This window comes from Streptomyces sp. NPDC057136 (assembly GCF_042670885.1).
In the GTDB taxonomy this organism is placed as follows: domain Bacteria; phylum Actinomycetota; class Actinomycetes; order Streptomycetales; family Streptomycetaceae; genus Streptomyces.
This window is the reverse complement of record NZ_JBHUUV010000112.1, coordinates 1-1,103: the sequence shown is the minus strand read 5'-3', so window position 1 is coordinate 1,103 and position 1,103 is coordinate 1. Positions and strand designations below refer to the sequence as shown.

The window sequence follows — 1,103 nt, the reverse complement described above, 5'->3', positions numbered from 1 at the left end:
GGCACCACCGGGAGTTCGACCTCACCCGCGGCAGGAGCCTCGGCCTCCGGAGCCTGCTCGATGATCACGTGCGCATTCGTGCCACTGATCCCGAACGACGACACACCCGCACGACGCGGACGCTCCCCGTCCGACGGCCACTCCCTGGCCTCGGTCAGCAGCTCGACCGCACCAGCCGACCAGTCCACATGCGGCGACGCCTCATCCACATGCAGCGTCTTGGGCAACACACCATGCCGCATCGCCATGACCATCTTGATCACACCAGCCACACCCGCAGCCGCCTGCGTATGACCCAGATTCGACTTCACCGAACCAAGCCACAACGGCTCACCGCCCTCGCCCCGATCCTGCCCATACGTCGCCAACAACGCCTGCGCCTCGATCGGATCACCCAGCGACGTCCCCGTCCCATGCGCCTCGACCACATCCACACCAGCCGCCGACACCCGCGCATTCGCCAACGCCTGCCGAATCACCCGCTGCTGCGACGGACCATTCGGCGCCGTCAGACCATTACTCGCACCATCCTGATTCACCGCAGTACCACGCACCACCGCCAACACCGGATGACCCAGACGCCGAGCATCAGACAGCCGCTCCACCAGCAGCAACCCCACACCCTCACCCCAGCCGGTGCCATCCGCACCCGCCGCAAACGCCTTGCACCGACCATCCGCCGACAACCCACGCTGCCGCGAAAAACCAACAAAAATCTCCGGCGTCGCCATCACCGTCACACCACCGGCAAGCGCCAGATCACACTCACCCGACCGCAACGCCTGCACCGCCAGATGCAAACCCACCAACGACGACGAACACGCCGTATCCACCGTCACCGCCGGGCCCTCGAACCCGAACGCATACGACACCCGACCCGAAGCAATACTGCCCCCGGTCCCCAAAAACCCCTCAACCTGCTCCGCAGCCTGATCCACCACAACCCCGTAGTCGTGATACATCACCCCCGCGAACACACCCGTCCGGCTCCCCCGCACCGACACCGGATCAATCCCCGCACGCTCCAACACCTCCCACGACGCCTCCAACAACAAACGATGCTGAGGATCGATCGCCACCGCCTCACGCGGCGAAATCCCGAA

General features: G+C 65.5%; 1 protein-coding gene. It reads right to left on the bottom strand.

Going from position 1 to position 1,103, the window contains the following annotated elements:
• Positions 1 to 1,103: beta-ketoacyl synthase N-terminal-like domain-containing protein (locus ACFT7S_RS38720; RefSeq protein WP_382741257.1), on the bottom strand; the 1,103-nt coding region annotated here is incomplete at both ends.